The sequence below is a fragment of the Paenibacillus sp. FSL R7-0128 genome (assembly GCF_038002245.1).
Lineage (GTDB): Bacteria > Bacillota > Bacilli > Paenibacillales > Paenibacillaceae > Paenibacillus_AQ > Paenibacillus_AQ silagei.
In genome coordinates, this window is sequence record NZ_JBBOCD010000001.1 from 5,656,338 (window position 1) to 5,671,567 (window position 15,230).

Genomic DNA, 15,230 nt, shown 5'->3' on the forward strand with positions numbered 1-15,230 from the left:
ATCACTCCCTTCTCTATTTTCACTTGGAGTAGTGGCGGATCACCTTCTTGACCGCGGCGACCACATCCATCACATCTTCGGGGTCCATGCCCGCATATAACGGCAGCGTAATGAATTCCTCGTAGCAGCTTTCAGCAACCGGACAGATTCCCTTGCGGAACCCCAAGCTTTCGTAGTACGGATGGAGATAGGCGGGGATGTAGTGGACGTTCACTCCGATGTTCTCCTTTTGCAGCGCCTGAAAGACCGTCTTGCGGGTGGCCTTCAGCTTCGATAGCTGAAGTCTGACAATGAACAGGTGCCAGCTCGACTCCGCCTCCGGAAGCTGATGCGGCAGAATAAGCTCTTCAGTCCCGCTCAACTCTTGCAGATACAAGGCTGCAAGCTGCTTGCGCTTCTCAATGAAGCTTCCGATTCTGCGCAGCTGGGAGATACCGAGTGAGGTCTGGATATCTGTAATCCGGTAGTTGTACCCGAGGAATTGCATCTCATAATACCAGGGTCCGTGGTTCTCCCTTAACTTGCGCTCATCCCTGGTGATCCCGTGGGTGCGGAACTGCAGCAGCTTCTCATAATACACCGGGTTATTGGTCGTAATCATTCCGCCTTCTCCCGTTGTTATATGCTTTACAGGATGGAAGCTGAACATGGTCATGTCCCCGATAGCCCCAATGCTTGTATTCTTATATCTTGCACCAAGCGCATGGGCGGCATCTTCGATCACGATCAGATTATGCTCCCGGGCAATCTGCAGAATCTCATCAAGCTGCGCCGGCTGGCCGGTGAAGTGGACCGGGATAATCGCTTTCGTCCGCGCGGTAATGCTCTCCCTGATCCGCTGCGGATCAAGGTTATACGTCCGCGGATCGATATCGGCGAATACCGGTACGCCCCCCTGATACAGCACACAGTTCGCCGTGGCGGCAAACGTCATCGGGGTTGTAATCACCTCATCCCCTTCACCGATCCCTGCGGCATAACAAGCTCCATGCAACGCTGCTGTTCCGCTGGAGAAAGCCACCGCATATTTCGCCCCTGTAAACGCTGCGATCTCTGCTTCGAATTGCTCAATGGCCGGCCCGCTGGTCAAGTAATCACTTTGCAGCACCTTGACCACGGACTCAATATCCTCGTCATCGATCATCTGTCTCCCATACGGCAAGTAGTGGGCACGTACAGGCTTCCCGCCGTCAATGGCCAGTTTGCTTTTTCTCATGACTGGTTCGGCTCCTTTCGGTGAAAGGTCTCAAGAATCCACTGCTCTGTCCGCCGGATGCCCTCTTGAATGGTAACCTTAGGCGTCCAGGACAATTGCTTCTCCGCCTTGTTGTAATTGCATAACAGCTTCTGGATCTCACTCTGCGGGTGAATATGCGGAACGTGATGGATGGGGGCCTGCCCGTCTGCAATAAGCTCGGCCAATTGATTAACGGTGATATCCTCACCCGTGCCTGCATTGACAATTTCTCCATGCAGCTTATCGCTGTAGCCCGCCTCCACCACGAAATCTGCACAGTCCCCCACGTATAATAGATCCCGTGATTGGGTGCCGTCTCCGTAGATATTCAGCGGCTCGCCTTTTAATTTGCTGTGAATGAAGATCGCCACGACGCCGCCTTCGCCCCCGGTTTTCTGATAGGGACCATAGGTGTTGAACGGTCTTACAACGACCACCGGCAGATCATAAGCGTAGAAATAGGACAGGACCATATTCTCCGCTGCAATCTTGGCACCGGCGTAAGGCGAGGCTGGCTTGATGGGGGATTGCTCGTCAATTCCCTGCTCATCATTGGCTCTGGCATAGACCATGCAGGTACTCATGAAGACCATCTTCACCTGCTGCTTGCGGCATTCCTCGAGCAGATAGAAGGTGGCCAGCGTATCATTATTGAACGTGGTTTCAGGATCATCAATGCTGTCTTGCACGTTTATGCTTGCCGCCAGGTGGTAGCACAGGTCGAAGGAGGTCTCGCGGAAAAGCTCCTTCAAGGCTGCTCTGTCCTTGAGGTCCATGATCTGCACCTTCTGCAAATGCTCGTTATCCTCATACTTTTTCAGATTATCCAGGGATGAGTTCGCCAGATTATCGATCACCCAGACACTTTGTCCATCCTTTAACAAACGTCCAACGACCCATCTGCCGATGAACCCTGTACCTCCGGTTACGAGTATATTCATAGTAGCCTCCACTAGATTAGTTTTTGTTCCAATGCCAGCTTCCTTACCTGCTCCTTGGTCAGCGGGATCTCTCCTTCGGAGCTGTAGGTGCCCGGCTTCGGCCTGCTTGCTTCCCGGTAGGACTGCGGTGCAGCATAGGGGGAAGGGACAATGTATACATCCTTTAATTCATAAGCGGTTAAGGATTCCTCGTGGGTCATCAGCTCTTCGTACCTCTTCTCACCCGGCTTCAGGCCAATCTCCAGAATGTTCACCGCAGACGGGCGGGTCCCGTATTTCTTCTGCGCCTCTTCGCCTACAACTTCAGCCAGATCCTTCAGCCTGATCACCGGCATCTTCAGAATAAAAGTCTCACCACCCTTCGCCAGCTGCAGGGACTGAACGGTGAGCCGGGTCGCCTGCTCCAGCGTCATCATGAATCTGGTCATCGACAGATCTGTTACGGTGATCGCTCTGCCTTCTCTCGCCTGCTTCACAAACAAGGGAATGACAGACCCTCTGGAGCCCATCACATTCCCGAACCGCACAGTGCAGAACACCGTTTGGCCAGGGGCTCCCGAGGTGACAGCAGAGGAAATCAGCTTCTCAGCAGACAGCTTGGTGGCCCCGTAGTTGTTGGTCGGCGAAATGGCCTTATCTGTACTTGTAAAAACGACCTTGCGTACCTTCTGCTGCTTCGCTGCCTGAATCACGTTATGAGTGCCGATAATATTCGTAAGTACAGCCTCGAACGGGTTATATTCACAGAAGGATACATGCTTCATAGCAGCTGTATGGAACACATAATCTATCCCCTCCATCGCAGCCAGCACACGGTCATAATTACGAACATCGCCAATCAGGTAGCGCAGCCTTGGATTTCCGTTCAGTTCATTCTGCAGCTCAAATTGTTTATATTCATCTCTGCTGAGAATCCGGATGACTTCAGGCTCCTGCTCTGCGATAAGCTTCACAATGCTTTTCCCGATGGTGCCGGTTCCGCCAATGACCAGAATTTTCTTGTTCCGGAAGAACATACTCTCTACCTCCCGCTTCATCGCTTCTCTCTTCCGTGGATCAGACGGTCCATGAGATCCGCAAGCGCTTTGCCGGAGTCAGAAATCTGATAGGATTGCTGCAAGAACTTATCCTTCACAGCCTTGTAGTTTACTTTCTCTTTATTGCTGGAGAAATAATGGGCCACCATTCGGGTCAGATCAGCCGGCTCTTTTTGAATATAGGGATCAAGAGCATCATAGTAATCATATTCACGGTTAGCCTGAATGAATTTGTAGACAAATACAGGTTTATCGAACAAAAGGCCTTCGAGGGCAACCGTAGAGAGGGTGGCGACCACGGCGTCCGATTTCATAATCAGCTCACGGGTGTCTGCCTTTCGGTCGGTAACCACATGAACATTGCTATATTCTTCTTCATACTCGGTATACAGCGAGATCAGCTTCTTGGACAGCTCCCAGGGATGGGGCTTAATAATCAACTGGAATTGCGGATGTGAGGCCAACTGGGTAAGCAGGGTGCGGATCTTGTATTCATCGAGCGTTGGTCCGGTAGCGATTAGTAAGGTGACTTTATGAGGGTCAAGCTGGTAGGTCTCCCGGAACGAATCTTTGGGGGGATGCGGTGCCGTAAAGATATCATCATAACGCGGGTGGCCGGTGATCACAATTCGCTCCGCTTCAAGCCCTCTTCTCGTATACCAGTCGTGTTCGTATTGCCCATAGATTCCAACATGGCTGGAGAATACAGGAATGAACGCTTCCTCTCCCATCAGTATTCCGTGCTGCAGACATACGCTGGGAATCCCCTTAATCCCTGCAACGACAGCAAGTGTCCGGCTGGCAACATCTTCTGTCGTACCTACCATTACAGCGGCTACCGGCAGGTCATTGTAGAGATTAAACACCATTTCAATGGTATCTACAATGGTAGGAATCCGGCTTAGGAAGGTCTGGGTGAAGAATTCATTGCTGAACGCAGGATGTCCTTCGGCCTTAGCGAAGAGGTCTGCCGCCCGTTGGACCAGCTCTTCCGCCGCAGCCTTGGTGTCCTGCTTGTAGCCCAGGCTGTATACATTGGGGATGCCAAATAGCTCATCCGCTCTGGAGCGGGATAGAATCATGGCCGAATCTCCGCTGAAATGCTCGCTGATCGTTTGCTCCGACATTCTGATATAGTCCAGATTAATCAGTATTTTGCCCTTCAGATTGGACTTCACAGACTGATAGAGCGGCGCAACCATCGTTTCAAAAAAAGGCTGAATCTGATCCTGTTCATGAATACCGGAATGCTCCAGCTTCAGCTTAAAATCACTGCTTCCCATCTCGCTTCTAAGCTCATCATTGATTTGCTGGTAGAAGTTCGTCATCAGGGCCAGAGGGATATTCCTGTACTTCAGCTCCTGTGCAGCATGGATAAATTCACTGTAGAGCGACCAGTAATTGGACAGATAGATAGACAATCCGTTTCCCTCCTTGTGGTACCTTTCTATGCAGAGCCTTTATTTCTTTTGCTGCTGAATGGATTTCAGCTCTTCTCTCAGCTCCTTGCAGGTTCGCTGCGGGGGAAGCATCTGGATGAACTGGCTCTTCTCCTGGTGCTGCAATTGATAGTGAATGGACAGCTCGGTGATATAGTTATCATCCAGAACCTCATCCACCGGGTAGAAGTCCCAGAACTGGTTGAGCCGCCAGAAGAACCGGCCGTCACCAATTCTATAGAACTCCGGATTCTCATCCCAGTAGGACCCGAACTTGTCATGTATGACAGGAAGAATGGAGCTTCTGTGCAGGATGGAGCAATGATCGATGACGCAAGGGGCCACCGAAACGATTTTTTTGGCCGGTCTTAACTGGCTGCGGGTCACTTCATTGTGTTCATTTAAGTAGTTGACCAGCGATGCAGAGTAGGCAATCATGACCTCGGGGTTCTCCTCCAGATAGTCCACCATCTGCTCAAGTCTAGTATTTCTGTAACAGTTGTCATCCGTAGCATAGGAAATATACTCTCCCTTTGCTTGATACAGGGCTTGATTAATCAGCGCGGAATATCTGACCTTCTCCACCCTCTGCTGCAGGGTTTCTGTATCGCTTCTGAAGAATTTGATTCTCTTATCCTTGAGATAGGGCTCAATCACTTTCAGAGTTTCTTCATTCGAGTTATCATCCATCAGGTAGAATTCAAAATCTGTAAGCGTCTGATTCAGAATGGATTCAATGGACTTTGCGACATATGCGGCCTTATTGTAGCTGGTCATAATGATCGTAACTTTTGGCAATCGAATACCTCCCTCGCTGTTTACTTGCTATCATATGTATCCTTCTTCGAAACGGTATAGGTTAGAAGACTAAATTTTCAAATGGAGGACAGAATGCTTCTCTGGATCTATGGGCAACCTGAATAAACGCCTAACAGAATAACTGTAAGGCGTCAATCAGGTCCGGTAAATCCGTCTATCAAGCTTGCACGTTCATTAACAAATCATGCACCCGGTGTTCAAAAGTATGAGCGGCCAGCACCTGCTGCCTCGCTGCTTCAGCTATCCGCTTGCGCTCATCGTCATGTGCCATATAGTAATGGATCTTCTGCAGTAAATCATGCTTATCCTGATACGAAACCACCTGTTTGCCTTCCTCAAACTGCTGGCGGAGCCCGCTTTTGTAATCCGTTAGTTGGAATGCTTCACAGCTGGCTGCGTCGAAGGTACGGTTGTTGATGCTTGTGGCGATAATCCCCGCCCGGTTCCGGTTGTACTTCTCTGCGGAAGGGCGGTGGATATTCAGAACGATCTTAGCGCCATTATAATAATTCACGACTGTTTCGGGCTTCACCCATGCGTTCACCAGCTCTATAGTCTGGCCGGGCTGCTTCACCCATTCATTGTAATACCTGCCCCACCCTCTCCCCACAATTTGAATCCGGTAATCGGCTCTCTGGAGTAAGAATTCGATAAGCTCTATGCGGTTACTGTAGGGTACACCTACTAAACAAATATCACTTTCATACTCTTCAGAGACCTCTGAGGGATGAAACAGGCAGGGATCTGTGCCCAGTGGCAGATGATTGACATGGGGATGACCAAGCTGTCTGTACTGTTCCAATGCGGCTTGATCGATGGTGAAGATGTAATCAAAATAAGGGATGAGCGAAACCGTCCAATCCATATAATAAGGGTCCTCGGTCAGCCATATAGCTGACTTCCCTTTGATTTGTTGTATGAATTCCAGCACAGGTGTCGTGATTTTGAGGCCGGCCAGGACCAGAATCAGATCCGGCTGCAGGGACTGCTGCTTAAGCTTTAGCGCATCCAAGCCACTCTTTAGCGTGAAAGATTCACAACGATGGCCGGCCTTCGAAAAGGCTTCTATTATACTCTGCTCAAAAAAGTAATAGACGGCCCGGAAACCTGAGGTAATAAATAGAATATTCAAATATATTCCTCCCTTATAAACTCCCAATTTTCCAAAGAATAGGATGTCGCCCCAAGCATAATATCCATGAAAACCATATGATGTGATTATGATCAAATTGGAGGTGAAAATATGGCGCAAACATTAGTTGAATATGCAAGAAGTTTCCATACCAATCTAAGCACCGGAGTTATTATGATTCCAGTCCCTGCCACACCAACTCTGATATTAGAATTCGGTATGGCAATTCCTCCTGCTCCAAGCAATTATGTAGAACTCACTACTACCGTTGGCTGGGAGGTAACGAACGTATTTGCTACTCCACCCGATCAGCCCAAGCTCCTGCTTGAAGTCCTTGTAGATGGCATCCTGGTCGGCAGTGCCCAGCAGTCCTCCATCTCGAACGATGAAGACGAACCACTGCGGATGACCACCATGTTCCAGACCATTCTTACCGATCTTCCCGAAGGATATTATGCGATTCAGGTATTTGCTACTAACCTGGAGGATCTTCAAGGAGATATCACCTTAAGAGGCCCTATCCTCATCACCGGAAAGGTAATCGCCACTGTATAAAGGCTATACAAAAAAACTCCTTGGTAGAAGTCTTATTTGCACTAAGCAAACAAGATTAACTTCTACTAAGGAGTTTTTGTATGCATCTGAGCGGTTACCTGCTCAGAGCGCGTTCTCACTAACCTCACGACTCTCCAGCGCATTCCAGTCATCCTGGGACAGCAGCTCCAGCTGGGCTTCCAGCAGCGTCCGGAACCGGGTACGGTAGATCGAAGCCTGCTTGCGCAGCTCCTCGGTCTCGATCGCCACCTTGCGGGATTTGGACAACGCTTCGTTGATAATCCGGTCGGCGTTCTTCTCCGCTTCCTTGAGGATCAGCTGGGATTCCTTCTTGGAGTTGTTCTTCACATCATCCGCAGCCTCCTGGGCTACAAGAATGGTCTTGGACAGACTTTCTTCAATATTGACGAAATGATCCAGGCGTTCCTGAAGAGTTAACAGCTGGTTGTGCAGTTCCTTGTTCTCCCGGATCACACTCTCGTAATCCTTAATCACCTGATCCAGAAATTCATTGACCTCATCTTCGTCATAACCGCGGATTCTCCGGGAGAATTCCTTGTTATGTATATCGAGCGGTGTTAATGGCATGCTGTGCACCTCCTAGAAATTTCGGTGAAGATTATAGATGAAAGACAATTACCGGCGCACGGCCTGCTAAATGTCCATATTTCCCTGAGATTATCAATTTCGACAAGCACAGCTGTAATCCTGCAAAGACTTCAGACAAATTTGCCTACCAAAATCCGGTAACGGCCCTTCTTTGTCAAGCTGCCGATCTCCAGCACCTTGAACCGTCCGAAGCCCTGGATAGAGACCATGTCCCCTTCCTTCAGCGAACAGGACGGATCTTCCTCGACCTTCCAATTCACCCGGACGCGCCCAGCCTTGATCGGGGCCAGAATCTTGCTCCGGCTGAGCCGCGTGACATCCGCTGCAATCCCGTCAAGCCGGAGGGAAGCCACTGTGAACTCCATCGTCTCCAGTTTGACTTCACTGCTGCGCAGACCCGATAACGGCAGGATCTCGGTACTGACGTTAATCCGGTGTACACCGGTCAAATGGATAGACAGATAATCTGCAATGTCGGCAGCCACCACTACGTGACAGCCGTCTTCCAGTACATGAATATCACCGATCTTGCCTCTTTTGATGCCAAGTCCCAGGATTGCCCCCATATAATCCCCATGCATAAGCGAGAGAAATTTCTGTTCGCCGGAGGTGATATTCAGCACGCTTAACTCCATATCCTCATCTGTGAGGTCACGATAATCCGGAGCCACCAGCCCCCGCTTCCGTTCGGCATCCGAAGAACCGCCCTCCCAACGCACAATCACATCGGGATGGCGGTTCACCAGACTCTGCAGAATATAGGCCTGACGGGGGTCCAGGAATTCGGTCAGCTTCGTCTCATGATACTCTCCGGCATTCGTAACCCACTCCCAGGCCTTGTCCACAAACGGCCGCTCATCCGGGTGGAAATGCCCGTAGATTTCATTCTTCATCGTATTAGCCGAAGACCGAGGCTACGATAGAGTGAAGCCCGACTGCGGCAAAGCGCAGCATGATAATCGCGACAATCGGGGAAATATCCAGCGTTCCAAATAGCGGAGGAATAATCCTCCGGAACGGTGCCAGATACGGCTCCACCAGCTTGCCCAGCAGCTCACCGATAAAGTTCTCACGCAGATTCGGCAGCCAGGACATCAGAATGTATACGAGGATCATGTAATAGTAAATCTGAAATAGGATGTCTATAATTGAAGATATTTCATTCAAACCCTGCTCACCTCATTCGATTGTAGTCTTGCTCGTCACCCAGGATCTCGGTAATGGAGCCTTGAATCTCCACGGTGTCCGGTGTGCACATAAATATATTGCCCCCAATTTTGGATATTCCTCCACCCAGAGCATAAACAGTTCCGCTGAGAAAATCGATAATCCGCATCGCCTGGTCATTGCGCACCCGCTGCAGGTTAATTACTACCGTGCGGTGTGAACGCAGATGGTCGGCAATCTCCTGCGCCTCATCATACGAACGCGGCTCGTAGAGCACAACCTTCACATTTTTTTGGGAATGAATGCTGACGACGTTGGCCCTCTGATTCTTGCGTGTTTCTACAGGGGCGGGTTCGTATTCATCCTCATCACGGGAGATTTGCTCCCGTTCCACAATCTCCTCTTCCTCCTGCAAGCCCAAGAAACTCATAAATCGGTTCATCACGCCCATCATTCTCCCTCCTCATGACCTACTAATACCGTTCCCAGGCGTACCCGGGTGGCTCCTTCCTGTATCGCCACTTCAAAGTCATTCGACATGCCCATCGACAGCTCTTCTATTGGCTCAGGTGTCAAGCCCAGGAGATTCAGGCGGTCACGCAGCTCGCGGAGTCCGCGGAATACCGGCCGGGTCGCCTCGGGGTCTTCCTCGTGAGGGGCCATCGTCATCAGGCCGATGACCTTCACCCGGTCAAGCGGGGCGATCTCCCTCAGGAAGTCCTCCACCGCTTCCGGCGCCAGGCCGAACTTGGTATCCTCGCCTGAAATATTCACCTGCAGGAACACCTTCACTTCAAGTCCCGCAGCTTCCGCCTTCTTATGCAGCTCCCTGGCCAGCGACAGCCGGTCCAGAGAGTGAATATATTGAAATTTACCGATAACGTCCTTCACCTTATTCGTCTGCAAATGCCCGATAAAGTGCCAGATTCCCTTATGTCCAAGCGCATTCCATTTCGGCTCCGCATCCTGCCAGCGGCTCTCGGCGATCTCCTCAAGACCTGCCTCCAGCACAGCGGCAACCGTATTCAGCGATACGTATTTCGTTACCGCAATCAGCTTGACTTCATTGGCATCCCGGCCGCTGGCCGCGCAGGCCCGTGCGACACGTTCCCGGGTAGTGGCTATTCTTTCTTGTAGCGAGGCCAAAATGTCAACTCTCCTTTATTCCGATCCAGCTCGTCATTCTCCCAGTGACCCCGTTTTCCTTCCGGTACGAAAAGAACAGATCACTGTTACAGCTTGTACACCAAGTTGTACATTCGATATGAGTCGGCAATATTCCTGCTTTTATCATAATGCGTTGATTCAATTCTTTCAAGTTCAGCATCATTTTGCTGCTGTCTGTCTCCGATGGTCTATATACAGCCCGTGCGCCTTCCGCCGCATCCGGCAGGTTCAGCCTGGCCTCCAGCCGGCGGACAGGGTCCATCACGTAATCATCCACCTCATAGCAGCAGTCTCCGATGGAAGGCCCTATAGCGGCCTGTATGTCCTCTGGACGGGTCCCGTACGTCTGTCCCATGCGCTCCACCATCGCCGCCGCGATTTCCGCCACGGTCCCCTTCCAGCCTGCATGCGCCAGCCCTACCACGTGGTTCAGCGGATCATGGAAGAACAGCGGCACACAATCAGCGTAAAAAGAAGTCAGCAGCACCCCGGGCACATTCGTCAGCAGCCCGTCAGTGGCCTGAAAGGCAGAGGCCCGGTCCAGGCTGCCCCGGCCGCGTTCCTGTTCTGTAATGACTGCGATCTCTTTGCCGTGGGTCTGTTCCCCGCAGGTCCAGTCGGCCAGCCGGAAGCCCAGACTCGCAGCCAGCAGGCTGCGATTAGCCAGCACATCCGCCGGATCATCGCCTACATGAAAAGCACAATTGAAGCTGTCATAAGGCTTCGTGCCGCTGCCGCCTGCTCTGCCGGTAAAGCCTGCAGTAATGCCCCTATACAGCTCACGCCACGGCTCCAGATGCAGCAGCATAGGCGCTGCGCCATTTTGCATAAACGGTTCCATCTCTTCACCTCCGCTTAAGTGTACCACAAACTCGTCCCCACAAAGTGACGTAGCGCTCCGAAGCCTACTCAGGTACTTTGCGGGGGCCCCGAAAACATTCTCCTATGACTTTACCCATAAAGGCAGAAAAAAGACGCACCTCATTAATAAGTGCGCCGTTCACTGCGGTCCGGCCGATCCAGGTACATCATCTCGCGGTCTTCCTGTCCCTGCGGTATGCGGGGCTCCTCCAGCTTCACGAGCACGACGTCCGCACCGATCTTCACGATATTCCGCCACGGAATCACCAGATCGGCGCCGCCGCCGAACAGCCCCATGAATCTGGTGTACCCCGGGACAATCACAGCGTCAATGACGCCTCTACGCAAATCCAGCTCCAGATCGCTGATCTGGCCCAGCCGTTTACCGTCAACAATATTGATTACATCTTTGGTTTGAAAATCGGAGATTTTCATCTTCTTCCCCGAAGCTGACGTTTCCTCAATCATCCTGCCACCCCTGTACATTCAGACCTATAGCTTCAGTATATGTCCTTAGGGCTTGGCCGCATGACTGTATTCCAGAGCCTTAGCGCCCCGGACATATAAAAGGATATTCCGGCTAGCCGCTAGTTGCCGCCATCCGGAATATCCTCCGCTCATTTATAGATTGTGGTCAGGACTTTACATGCTTTTGCATTTGCTGGATCGCTGATTTCTCCAGCCGTGAGACCTGGGCCTGTGAGATGCCAATCTCGTCGGCGACCTCCATCTGGGTCTTGCCTTCGAAGAAGCGCATCGACAGAATGCGTTTCTCCCGCTGCCCCAGCCGCTGCATGGCCTCCCGGAGTGCAATCTCCTCAATCCACGAGACATCCTTGTTCTTGTCGTCACTGATCTGATCCATCACATAGATCGGGTCCCCGCCGTCATGATAGATCGGCTCGAACAGGGATACCGGGTCCTGGATCGCATCAAGGGCGAAGACAACATCCTCCTTCGGAACGCCGAGTGCTTCAGATATTTCGAAGATCGTCGGCTCCCGCGAATTCTGGTTCGTCAGGCTGTCACGCACCTGCAGCGCCTTATAGGCAATGTCGCGCAGGGAGCGGGATACCCGGATCGGGTTGTTATCCCGCAAGTAGCGGCGGATCTCTCCGATGATCATCGGCACCGCATAGGTGGAGAACTTGACATTCTGCGATAAATCGAAATTATCGATGGCTTTCATAAGTCCGATGCAGCCTACCTGAAACAAATCATCCACGAACTCTCCACGATTATTGAACCTTTGAATCACGCTTAGCACAAGCCTGAGGTTGCCATTTACCAATTTCTCTCTGGCGGATCGCTCGCCCTGCTGCTGCAGCGAAGTGAACAATGCCCGCATTTCCACGTTCGTGAGAACAGGCAGCTTGGCGGTGTCCACACCGCAAATCTCGACTTTATTTCGGGTCATGATGATTAACCTCCCAAGGAGAAACATTACTGTACATTATCTCCCCGGTCCGGCATTTTATTCCTCAGCTTTCATCACTTACACCATCTTGTTGAACTCCTTGCGCAGCCGCTTGATAATTCGTTTCTCCAGGCGCGAAATATAGGATTGGGAGATGCCCAGCAGATCGGCCACATCCTTTTGCGTTTTTTCCTCGCCGCCCCGCAGCCCGAACCGCAGCTCCATAATCAGCCGTTCCCGCTCGCTGAGCTTCTCCAGCGCCTTTTGCAGCAGCTTGCGGTCCACCTGCTCTTCGATGTTACGGTAGATTGTATCGTTCTCCGTGCCCAGCACATCCGAGAGCAGCAGTTCGTTGCCGTCCCAGTCAATATTCAGCGGTTCATCAAAAGAAACCTCGCTTCTGGTCTTGCTGTTGCGCCGCAGATACATCAGAATCTCATTCTCGATGCAGCGCGAGGCGTAGGTGGCCAGCTTGATTTTTTTCTCCGGATCAAAGGTGTTGACCGCCTTAATGAGTCCAATCGCGCCAATAGATACCAGATCCTCGATGTTAATGCCGGTGTTCTCGAATTTCCGGGCGATGTAGACCACCAGCCGCAGGTTACGCTCAATCAGCATAGCCCGGACCGCTGCATCCCCGCTGGAGAGCCGCTGGAGCAGAAATTCCTCCTCCTCGCGCGTCAGCGGCGGCGGCAGCGCTTCACTTCCCCCGATATAATAAATCTCCTGGCTCTTCAGACCGAGCAGAAACAGCATGCGGTAATACTGCAGTTGCAGCACAAGCTTGAATTTGACCATTATTGTTCCTCCTATAGGTTACTTAGCCCATCACCTTGTCAGCCGGTGCTTCTGGAGCACTCTCTTTATGGGTCAGGTCAGGATGTATGACCGCCCGGTACGCGCCGTCTCCCGACAGTGTCCCGCCATCCAGCCCGATGAGTACCCTTGTGCTGCAAAAGGTATCACCGCCAAGCTCTATCCTCACCTTATCCGGCTTCAGCGCGAGCATGAAGGATGCCCCGCGGTTGACGCCTCTGTACGGCACCAGCCGCACTCTGTCCTGCCAGGCGAACGACTGCCCGTCCGTTTCCAGTACAAGTGTGTCTGCACCCGTCTGGGTCAGCCTCCCTTTCCAGGAAGCCGGCAAATGGCCCTCCCACAGCGAGGCTTCCATCACCATCACCGGAATCCTCGTCAGCGGATCGCTGAGCCGGTTCCCGGTATCCAGCAGTCCGGGGCAGGTAACCGACACTCCGTCGATCTCCACTGTCACTTCCCCGATATAGGAGTCCAGCTGCTCTCTGTGCCGGCGGGAGGACTGGATCAGCTTGAAGAGCAGCAGCACCAGCGGAAGCAGGGCAAGCACGAACCAGAACCCGATCTTCAGCCGGTAAGCTTGGCCTCCCGATGAGGTGAAGATCATGCCCTTCCAGAGGTCACCAGAGCTTTGCAGCAGATAATGAACGCCTATGATCCCTCCCGCCGCCGCAAAATTAATGATATAAAACGCCCCAAATGCCCGAAGATAGCTTTGCAGACTTCTAAATCCAAAGGCTATCCAGATCATCAAAACCGATAAACCGAATTTGACGAGAAAGGTATACAGAAAGGACAGCTCCGGTACGAACATCATGACGACATAGAGTGCACCCGCCAGCGCTGAGAGAGTCAGGCGCCACCAGGATACCTTGTGCTTCACCAGCCAGCTTGTCAGCCACAGCAGGACTCCGTCGATCAGCAGATTGGCGGCAAAAATCAAGTCAATATACACAACCATCGCTCTCACCTGCCTGCAAGCGGATATCTATCCGGAGGCCGGGGTGCAGGCTCTCTTTTTAGACGATAAGATTAGTATAGAAACTCCCGCATCCAAAGTCTGTCTAAACATGGGGGGCGTTCTTGCAGTTTTTTTGTCGAGTTATGGGCCTTGAGAGGAACTTCAGCGCACAATAAAAGCCAGCCTTAAGCGGCTGGCTTCATGCGTATCGTATTTAATTGTTGATAGATTTCAACTCTTCTTCGGAGAGTCCGGTTGCCTTCTGCACTGAAGCACGATCCATTCCCATAGACAGGAGATTCTTTGCTATTACCCGTTTGGCTTCTAGCTCACCTGCCGCCGTACCCTTGGCGAAGCCTTCCCTAAGCGCACCATCCCGCTGCGAGGCTTCGTCCATCAGAAACTTCTGGCGGTCCTCATATTTACGACGGGCCTCCGAGTCCTGGCTCAGAAATTCCAGCGTCTCCATCGCCTTCTTCAAGGCTGGCTCATTCATTTGCAGCACCTCCCATTCAGAGTAGTCAATCCCTTTCAGAAATAACAGCCAGTTCACAAGGCCGCCCTCGCCGGGCGTAACCGGCTGGTTCAGCTTGGGCAGCTCCAGGAAATGAATCTCGATATCGTCTGTCAGCGGCGCTCCGCTGCTGTCCTCCCGCAAATGAAATACACTGTGTGTATGCTCATTAGGCAGCACCTTGTAATTCAGAATGTTAATCGTCACGCATTTCTTAAGCTCGGTATATTTACCGCTGACCTGAAGCTGCCCGGCATACCGTTTGCTCCAATAATACAACGTGCGTTTCTCAATATCATATTTGTTGAACAGCTGCATTTCAATGTTGATCAGCTTGCCGTCAACCGTCTTCGCCCATATATCAAATATCGCCTGCTTATCCAGCGGATCATCCTTATCCGTATAAGGATTAAGCAGCACCATTTCCTCCAGCGGAAGATCACCCGCATCCAAGAATATCCGGTTCAGAAAAGCGAGCAGTACATCCTTGTTGCCCTCGCTTGCAAAAATCCGCTTAAATACAAAATCCACCCGGGGGTCCAGCATTTCCATGGTATC

18 protein-coding genes are annotated in these 15,230 nt (G+C 51.6%); 1 reads left to right on the forward strand and 17 read right to left on the reverse strand.

From position 1 onward, the window contains the following. Positions 1-19 precede the first annotated feature (19 nt). The 6 genes from pseC to NST26_RS23845 all read right to left on the reverse strand — a co-directional run bounded on the left by pseC (position 20) and on the right by NST26_RS23845 (position 6,605). The gene (gene pseC, locus NST26_RS23820; RefSeq protein ID WP_036724251.1) at positions 20-1,216 is read right to left on the reverse strand and encodes a UDP-4-amino-4,6-dideoxy-N-acetyl-beta-L-altrosamine transaminase; all 1,197 of its coding nucleotides are present in this window, start codon (positions 1,214-1,216) and stop codon (positions 20-22) included. Beyond that, the gene (locus NST26_RS23825; protein WP_340979899.1) at positions 1,213-2,178 is read right to left on the reverse strand and encodes an NAD-dependent epimerase/dehydratase family protein; all 966 of its coding nucleotides are present in this window, start codon (positions 2,176-2,178) and stop codon (positions 1,213-1,215) included. The genes pseC and NST26_RS23825 overlap by 4 nt, the downstream gene beginning before the upstream one ends. An 11-nt stretch (positions 2,179-2,189) precedes the next feature. Further along, positions 2,190-3,194 carry an SDR family NAD(P)-dependent oxidoreductase gene (locus NST26_RS23830; protein ID WP_340979900.1) on the reverse strand — a complete coding sequence of 335 codons (1,005 nt, stop codon included), beginning with the start codon at positions 3,192-3,194 and terminating at the stop codon, positions 2,190-2,192. Positions 3,195-3,211: 17 nt separating this feature from the next. After that, positions 3,212-4,636 (reverse strand): CDP-glycerol glycerophosphotransferase family protein, encoded by a 1,425-nt coding sequence (locus NST26_RS23835; RefSeq protein ID WP_340979902.1) that lies wholly within the window; start codon positions 4,634-4,636, stop codon positions 3,212-3,214. A 39-nt stretch (positions 4,637-4,675) separates the two neighbouring features. Further along, positions 4,676-5,452 carry a glycosyltransferase family 2 protein gene (locus NST26_RS23840; RefSeq protein ID WP_340979903.1) on the reverse strand — a complete coding sequence of 259 codons (777 nt, stop codon included), beginning with the start codon at positions 5,450-5,452 and terminating at the stop codon, positions 4,676-4,678. A gap of 178 nt (positions 5,453-5,630) precedes the next feature. Next, positions 5,631-6,605, reverse strand: coding sequence for a CgeB family protein (locus NST26_RS23845; protein ID WP_340979904.1), 975 nt, complete (start codon positions 6,603-6,605; stop codon positions 5,631-5,633). 111 nt (positions 6,606-6,716) lie between these two features. Between NST26_RS23845 and NST26_RS23850 the strand changes: the two genes are divergently transcribed. Beyond that, the gene (locus tag NST26_RS23850) at positions 6,717-7,160 is read left to right on the forward strand and encodes a hypothetical protein (RefSeq protein WP_036724258.1); all 444 of its coding nucleotides are present in this window, start codon (positions 6,717-6,719) and stop codon (positions 7,158-7,160) included. Between the two features lie 102 nt (positions 7,161-7,262). Here the strand turns inward: NST26_RS23850 and NST26_RS23855 are convergent, their stop codons facing one another. From NST26_RS23855 to NST26_RS23905, 11 genes are all read right to left on the reverse strand, one after another. After that, the gene (locus NST26_RS23855; RefSeq protein ID WP_036690176.1) at positions 7,263-7,748 is read right to left on the reverse strand and encodes a DivIVA domain-containing protein; all 486 of its coding nucleotides are present in this window, start codon (positions 7,746-7,748) and stop codon (positions 7,263-7,265) included. Between the two features lie 131 nt (positions 7,749-7,879). Then, positions 7,880-8,662 carry a YlmH family RNA-binding protein gene (locus NST26_RS23860; protein WP_340979907.1) on the reverse strand — a complete coding sequence of 261 codons (783 nt, stop codon included), beginning with the start codon at positions 8,660-8,662 and terminating at the stop codon, positions 7,880-7,882. 4 nt (positions 8,663-8,666) lie between these two features. Next, complete coding sequence (locus tag NST26_RS23865; RefSeq protein ID WP_036724260.1) at positions 8,667-8,936, reverse strand: YggT family protein; 270 nt, start codon at positions 8,934-8,936, stop codon at positions 8,667-8,669. A 7-nt stretch (positions 8,937-8,943) separates the two neighbouring features. Next, positions 8,944-9,387 (reverse strand): cell division protein SepF, encoded by a 444-nt coding sequence (locus tag NST26_RS23870; protein ID WP_036690181.1) that lies wholly within the window; start codon positions 9,385-9,387, stop codon positions 8,944-8,946. Beyond that, on the reverse strand, positions 9,387-10,082 hold the full coding sequence (locus NST26_RS23875; RefSeq protein ID WP_340979909.1) for a YggS family pyridoxal phosphate-dependent enzyme: 696 nt from the start codon (positions 10,080-10,082) through the stop codon (positions 9,387-9,389). The genes NST26_RS23870 and NST26_RS23875 overlap by 1 nt, the downstream gene beginning before the upstream one ends. 4 nt (positions 10,083-10,086) lie before the next feature. Beyond that, positions 10,087-10,944 (reverse strand): peptidoglycan editing factor PgeF, encoded by an 858-nt coding sequence (gene pgeF / locus NST26_RS23880; RefSeq protein ID WP_340979911.1) that lies wholly within the window; start codon positions 10,942-10,944, stop codon positions 10,087-10,089. 143 nt (positions 10,945-11,087) lie between these two features. Further along, positions 11,088-11,432, reverse strand: a complete 345-nt coding sequence (locus tag NST26_RS23885) for a YlmC/YmxH family sporulation protein (RefSeq protein ID WP_209871931.1) — start codon at positions 11,430-11,432, stop codon at positions 11,088-11,090. A gap of 166 nt (positions 11,433-11,598) precedes the next feature. After that, complete coding sequence (sigG, locus tag NST26_RS23890; protein WP_036690188.1) at positions 11,599-12,381, reverse strand: RNA polymerase sporulation sigma factor SigG; 783 nt, start codon at positions 12,379-12,381, stop codon at positions 11,599-11,601. Positions 12,382-12,459: 78 nt separating this feature from the next. After that, the gene (gene sigE / locus NST26_RS23895) at positions 12,460-13,182 is read right to left on the reverse strand and encodes an RNA polymerase sporulation sigma factor SigE (protein ID WP_036690190.1); all 723 of its coding nucleotides are present in this window, start codon (positions 13,180-13,182) and stop codon (positions 12,460-12,462) included. Between the two features lie 19 nt (positions 13,183-13,201). Next, positions 13,202-14,158, reverse strand: a complete 957-nt coding sequence (spoIIGA, locus tag NST26_RS23900) for a sigma-E processing peptidase SpoIIGA (protein ID WP_036724267.1) — start codon at positions 14,156-14,158, stop codon at positions 13,202-13,204. Between the two features lie 214 nt (positions 14,159-14,372). Next, entirely contained in the window at positions 14,373-15,224 is an 852-nt protein-coding gene (locus tag NST26_RS23905) for an Rpn family recombination-promoting nuclease/putative transposase (RefSeq protein ID WP_340979914.1), read from the reverse strand. Between the last annotated feature and the right edge of the window lie 6 nt (positions 15,225-15,230).

What these genes read in the sequence shown, in the direction of transcription:
- NST26_RS23905 (WP_340979914.1), bottom strand. Translation starts at nt 15,224, where the DNA reads ATGGAAATGCTGGACCCCCGGGTGGATTTTGTATTTAAGCGGATTTTT.
- NST26_RS23860 (WP_340979907.1), bottom strand. Translation starts at nt 8,662, where the DNA reads ATGAAGAATGAAATCTACGGGCATTTCCACCCGGATGAGCGGCCGTTT.
- NST26_RS23855 (WP_036690176.1), bottom strand. Translation starts at nt 7,748, where the DNA reads ATGCCATTAACACCGCTCGATATACATAACAAGGAATTCTCCCGGAGA.
- NST26_RS23850 (WP_036724258.1), top strand. Translation starts at nt 6,717, where the DNA reads ATGGCGCAAACATTAGTTGAATATGCAAGAAGTTTCCATACCAATCTA.
- NST26_RS23830 (WP_340979900.1), bottom strand. Translation starts at nt 3,194, where the DNA reads ATGTTCTTCCGGAACAAGAAAATTCTGGTCATTGGCGGAACCGGCACC.
- NST26_RS23870 (WP_036690181.1), bottom strand. Translation starts at nt 9,387, where the DNA reads ATGGGCGTGATGAACCGATTTATGAGTTTCTTGGGCTTGCAGGAGGAA.
- NST26_RS23825 (WP_340979899.1), bottom strand. Translation starts at nt 2,178, where the DNA reads ATGAATATACTCGTAACCGGAGGTACAGGGTTCATCGGCAGATGGGTC.
- sigG (WP_036690188.1), bottom strand. Translation starts at nt 12,381, where the DNA reads ATGACCCGAAATAAAGTCGAGATTTGCGGTGTGGACACCGCCAAGCTG.
- NST26_RS23885 (WP_209871931.1), bottom strand. Translation starts at nt 11,432, where the DNA reads ATGATTGAGGAAACGTCAGCTTCGGGGAAGAAGATGAAAATCTCCGAT.
- pgeF (WP_340979911.1), bottom strand. Translation starts at nt 10,944, where the DNA reads ATGGAACCGTTTATGCAAAATGGCGCAGCGCCTATGCTGCTGCATCTG.
- spoIIGA (WP_036724267.1), bottom strand. Translation starts at nt 14,158, where the DNA reads ATGGTTGTGTATATTGACTTGATTTTTGCCGCCAATCTGCTGATCGAC.
- pseC (WP_036724251.1), bottom strand. Translation starts at nt 1,216, where the DNA reads ATGAGAAAAAGCAAACTGGCCATTGACGGCGGGAAGCCTGTACGTGCC.